The sequence below is a fragment of the Streptosporangium sp. NPDC006013 genome (genome assembly GCF_040614275.1).
Taxonomy (GTDB): Bacteria; Actinomycetota; Actinomycetes; order Streptosporangiales; family Streptosporangiaceae; genus Streptosporangium.
In genome coordinates this window covers 1-4,450 of the sequence record NZ_JBEXUE010000665.1, presented here as the reverse complement: position 1 = coordinate 4,450, position 4,450 = coordinate 1, and the positions used below count along the sequence as shown (strand labels likewise).

Below are 4,450 nucleotides of genomic sequence, written 5' to 3'. Positions count from 1 at the left end.
GAGCGTCCCGAAGGGCACGCTGATCATCCGGGCGGCCGAGCTGCTCGGCATCCAGGAGGGACACGCCCAGCAGGCCGTCCAGGCGCTGGCCGCCGGGGCCACCGCGTGCGTGGCCCGCCCCTATCGGGTGCCCGAGCTACTACCCCTGGTCCACGCCGCGTTCACCGGCGAGCCCGGGGCCCGCAGGGTGCTCGTGGTCGGCAAGGTGGAACTCGACGTCAACGCCTACCAGGTCACGGTCGGTGGCCGGATCATCCACCTGCCGCTGCGCGAGTTCGAGCTGCTGCACTACCTGATGCGTAACGCGCACCGCACCGTGACGCGGGAGCAGATCATGAGGCATGTCTGGAACTCCACGGACACCGCCTCGACCAACACCATCGCGGTACACGTCAAGCGTCTCCGCGCGCGTCTGGGCGACACCGACGACCAGCTGATCCAGACCGTGCGCGGGGTTGGTTACCGGCTGGTCGACAGGACCCCGTAACGGGCACCCGCCGCTCAGTTCGTGTCCGGCTCGCAGCCGTGTTCGCCCCTGAAGGCTTTCATGACGCGCGCGGCCACGCCCTCGACCTTGGCGATGCCGGCACTCATACTCGGGCTGTCCTCAGTGAGGACAGCCACCGCGTAGTCGTGCCCGTGCCCGCGGATCAGTCCGGCGCTGACGACCACCCAGCGCCCGTTCGACGCGTGCCGCAGCCAGCCGTTCTTCAGCGACACCTGGTCGTTCTCGCAGGCCCCCGCGCTGATCCCCCACTTCTGGCCGGGGGTCACCCGCTCCATCAGCCCGAGCACCCGCCGGCGTTCCGCGGGAGCCAGCGGGCTCCTACCCGTGGCCAGCGCCCTGACCAGCCGTACCTGGTCCTCGGCCGTGCTCTGCGTGGCGCCCCAGCAGTTCTGGGCCACGCACCGCCCGCCGGGGGTGTAGGTGCGCTTGAGGCCGAGCCTGCGGTTCGCACTGGCCAGCCCGGACTCCAGGCCGATCCGCTCGTACAGCCGGTCGGCCGCTCCGTCGTCGCCGAAACGGATCATGTGCCTCGCGTCGGACCTGGCCTGGTCGCCGAGCTCGCGCCACCGTGTGTCGAGCAGCAGTGCCGTCAGGATGCTCACCTTGGAGATGCTGGCCGTCGGCAACTGGAGGGCACGGTGGTAGCGGTAGCGCCGGCCCGTGGTCAGGTCGCGCACCGAGACCGCGGTCCGGCCACCGCCGTACCTGAAGAGAAAGCCGTCGAGGGTGTGCGTGAGCTTCCCGGAGAGAATCCTCGGCGAGCCGGCGAGTCCCGTCCGCCCGGGGACCCCGAGCGCCATGGTGCCGGGGAAGGTGGGCGCGGGAACCGCTGCCAGGAACGGCGCCTGCGGAGGGGGCACCGACGCCGGTGCCGCCTGCCGCCAGGAGGGTGCTGTCGGGGGAGACGCCTTCGGGGTGGAGATGCTCACCGGCGTCAGGCCCTGGCACGTGCTACAGGCGGTGACCTGCGCGGTGACCAGCAGAACAGCTGCCGCGACCACCCGGTGCCTGGCTCTCATCATCCACCCCAACCGTCTCCCCCATTACGTGACGATCGGGATATATCCCACAACAGGTACTAAGAAGATGATGAAGCGAAATCTAGCCAGAAAAAGGACTTATAGCTTGGAATGTCGCGCTGAACCTGCACCTACCCTTGGGAAACCCCGGCGGTTAGCCGGGCGATGCTCTCGTCGTCACAGGTCGCCCAGAACTCACCGACGACGTCTTCGAGGTGCTTCAGCGACTCGGCTCGGAAGAGAACATCCTGATATTTCGTGATGTCGTAGTGCGTGGTGCCCATGACGGCGACGTCCAGCGGCCGGATGTCCATGCCCCGGAACTCTTCGATCTCCCCGTAGGAGGACAGAATGCCCGCCCCGTACGCCCGCAGCTCACCCTGGTCCATCATGACGCCGAACTCCATCGTGAACCAGAAGACCTTCGAGACGAACTCCAGCGCCTCGGAGCTCTCAACCCTCCGCGCAGCCTGCCCGGCCAGCCGGTAGAGCCGCGAGTAGCGGTCGGAGGCCAGTGCGTTGGCGTGCCCGATCACCTCGTGGATCACGTCGGGCTCCGGCGTGTACAGCGGCGTGGAGTGGTGCCGGATGTACTGCGTGGAGTGGAAGAGCCCGTCGGCCAGAACGCCGTAGAAATCTCTGAGCGGCACCAGCCCCGCGGCCGGGATATAGCGGAACCCGGTCAGCGGCTCCAGCAGATCGCCGACCTCCTGTAGCTGCGGGATGCGCTCGGCGGGCAGTCCGAGCCGCTCGGTCGCGGCCAGATACTCGATGGTGGCATATTTGCGGTGCTTCAGGCTGAGTTCTCGGCTGACCAGCGCCCACACCTCGTGCTCCTGGGCGGTGTACTCGGCCGTCGGGATCGGCGTACCCGGCACGTACCCCACAGCGAGGGCCGCGATCGCGTTGCGGCGCGCACGGTAGACCGGATCGGCGAAACCTGGATGACCGGCACCGAGTTGGACCTCGATCGTGCCGTCGTCATGGGTCGCCACCGGCGCGAAGTACTGCGCTTCTTCGAACATGTATGAAATGACAGCAATTTCTGGAAACGTTGACAAGAGCGGCCAGTTTTACTGGGCGATCCGCACAGAACTGTACGGTCATACCGCGCTTACGCTGGTCGAATCGCCCAGTCTGCTGCCATCCTGTTGGGATGTCTATCGACGAGTTGGACGGCCGCCTCCTGGTCACCATGCGCGCCAACCCGCGCATCGGCCTGACCGAGCTGGCCCGCCTGCTCGGCGTGGCCCGGGGCACCGTTCAGGCCCGCGTCGAGAAACTGACCGCCCGCGGCGTCATCGCCGACTTCGGCCCCACGGTCACTCCCGAGGGGGCCGGGTACCCGATCCTGGCGTTCGTCTCGCTACAGATCGCCCAGGGCCGCCTGGACGAGGCTGTACGGGCGCTGGAGCCCCTTCCCGAGATCCTGGAGGTCTACGGCACCAGCGGCCAGGCCGACCTGCTCTGCCGCGTGGTGGCCCGCAGCACCGCCGACCTCCAGGAGATCATCGCCCGCATTCTGGCCTCCCCCGCCGTCCAGCGGACCGACACCACGATCGCCCTCTCCGTCCAGATCCCCTACCGGATCGAGCCCCTGCTCCGTGCCGCAGCCGACGCCTGATCCGCGGCCGATTGCCGGCACGGGTCATCGACGGTCCGCGGACGCCCTGAGGCCGTCGAAGACGATGGCGAGCGTACGACGCTGGAGGTCGCGATCCCAGCCCGCGTGGAGTGCTCCCTGGCAGATGCCGGTGAGCAGCGCGATCACCTCGTCGAGCCGGACCCCCTCGCGGACCGTGCCGGCTTCCTGGGAGCGGATCAGGAGCGTCGCGATCCCCTCGCGCAGCATCTGAACCGAGCTCGCCACCTGGAGATCGATCCCCGTCTCGGCGAGAAGCCCCACGACCGTCCTCTTCTGCGCCGCCTGCTCGACCATGCGGGTGACGAAGGTGAACAGCGCCTCGCCGGGTGCGTCGTCGGCCGCGAGAGCGGCCATATCCCGATCCAACCTGCCCAGGAGGTCCTTCATGATGGCCTGCAGGAGCTCCTGCTTGGTCGGAAAGTGCTTGAAGACCGTACCGATGGCCACTCCCGCACGGGCGGCGACCTCCTCGGTCGACGCCGACGGCCCCCTCTCCGCGAAGACCGCCTCCGCCGCGGCGAGAATCCGCTCCCGGTTACGCCGGGCGTCCGCGCGCATCGGCCTGGCACCGCCCGGCGAGGGCTTCGAGGACGTCATCCCGGCCGGCCTTCCCCGACCAGGGACACGAGACACGGCATTGACAAAGTGAGTCTCCACTCATAATCATTAAGATGAGTTTCCACTCATCTTAACTTCCATCGGCAAGGAACCCATCATGCCCGAAACCACAGTCGTTCCCGGTCCCCGCGAGATCTTCGAGCGCATGCGGCGGCACTGGCTTGAGAACCTCGGCGGCATCGGGGGTGAGCTGGCCGAGGAGGTCGTCATCGAGGTGCCCTTCGCCCCTTCCGGCAGAACCCGGCGGTACCAGGGACGGGAGGCGTTCCTCCACTTCGCCGGCCCCGAACAGGCCGCCTTCGCCCGGAAGTTCCGCCTCGACGAGATCCGCGACGTGGTCATCCACGAAACCACCGACCCCGAGGCCATCGTCGTCGAGTACGAGCTCGCCGGCACCGTCATCGCCACCGGCCACCAAGCCGCCTCCGCCTTCATCGGGATTCTCCGGGTACGGGACGGGAAGATCATTCATTGGCGTGAGTACCAGAACACGCTGGCGATGATCGAGGTGCTCGGAGCCACTGAACGGACCTGAAAAACCCCCGGCGGACGGGGCCGTGGAAAGCACGAAGGCCCCCACCAAAAGGTGAGGGCCCTCAATGAAAGATTGTCCGGCGGCGACCTACTCTCCCACACCGTCCCCGGTGCAGTACCATCGGC

6 protein-coding genes are annotated in these 4,450 nt (G+C 67.7%); 3 read left to right on the top strand and 3 right to left on the bottom strand.

Translation table 11 applies throughout. The features are described 5' to 3' along the window. Positions 1-487: winged helix-turn-helix domain-containing protein (locus ABZ260_RS47375; RefSeq protein ID WP_355631538.1), on the top strand; the 487-nt coding region annotated here is incomplete at its 5' end. A gap of 14 nt (positions 488-501) precedes the next feature. Here ABZ260_RS47375 and ABZ260_RS47370 read toward each other — a convergent pair. Then, the gene (locus ABZ260_RS47370) at positions 502-1,530 is read right to left on the bottom strand and encodes a serine hydrolase (RefSeq protein ID WP_355631535.1); all 1,029 of its coding nucleotides are present in this window, start codon (positions 1,528-1,530) and stop codon (positions 502-504) included. Positions 1,531-1,658: 128 nt separating this feature from the next. Beyond that, complete coding sequence (locus ABZ260_RS47365) at positions 1,659-2,552, bottom strand: phenylalanine 4-monooxygenase (protein WP_355631532.1); 894 nt, start codon at positions 2,550-2,552, stop codon at positions 1,659-1,661. 131 nt (positions 2,553-2,683) lie between these two features. On the opposite strand from ABZ260_RS47365, the gene ABZ260_RS47360 reads away from it, so the two are divergent. Beyond that, on the top strand, positions 2,684-3,151 hold the full coding sequence (locus ABZ260_RS47360; RefSeq protein WP_355631529.1) for an Lrp/AsnC family transcriptional regulator: 468 nt from the start codon (positions 2,684-2,686) through the stop codon (positions 3,149-3,151). Positions 3,152-3,175: 24 nt separating this feature from the next. Here the strand turns inward: ABZ260_RS47360 and ABZ260_RS47355 are convergent, their stop codons facing one another. Next, complete coding sequence (locus ABZ260_RS47355) at positions 3,176-3,769, bottom strand: TetR/AcrR family transcriptional regulator (protein ID WP_355631527.1); 594 nt, start codon at positions 3,767-3,769, stop codon at positions 3,176-3,178. Positions 3,770-3,887: 118 nt separating this feature from the next. Between ABZ260_RS47355 and ABZ260_RS47350 the strand changes: the two genes are divergently transcribed. Continuing rightward, entirely contained in the window at positions 3,888-4,325 is a 438-nt protein-coding gene (locus ABZ260_RS47350; protein ID WP_355631524.1) for a nuclear transport factor 2 family protein, read from the top strand. The last annotated feature ends 125 nt before the right edge of the window (positions 4,326-4,450 follow it).

What these genes read in the sequence shown, in the direction of transcription:
- ABZ260_RS47360 (WP_355631529.1), top strand. Translation starts at nt 2,684, where the DNA reads ATGTCTATCGACGAGTTGGACGGCCGCCTCCTGGTCACCATGCGCGCC.
- ABZ260_RS47365 (WP_355631532.1), bottom strand. Translation starts at nt 2,552, where the DNA reads ATGTTCGAAGAAGCGCAGTACTTCGCGCCGGTGGCGACCCATGACGAC.
- ABZ260_RS47350 (WP_355631524.1), top strand. Translation starts at nt 3,888, where the DNA reads ATGCCCGAAACCACAGTCGTTCCCGGTCCCCGCGAGATCTTCGAGCGC.
- ABZ260_RS47370 (WP_355631535.1), bottom strand. Translation starts at nt 1,530, where the DNA reads ATGATGAGAGCCAGGCACCGGGTGGTCGCGGCAGCTGTTCTGCTGGTC.
- ABZ260_RS47355 (WP_355631527.1), bottom strand. Translation starts at nt 3,769, where the DNA reads ATGACGTCCTCGAAGCCCTCGCCGGGCGGTGCCAGGCCGATGCGCGCG.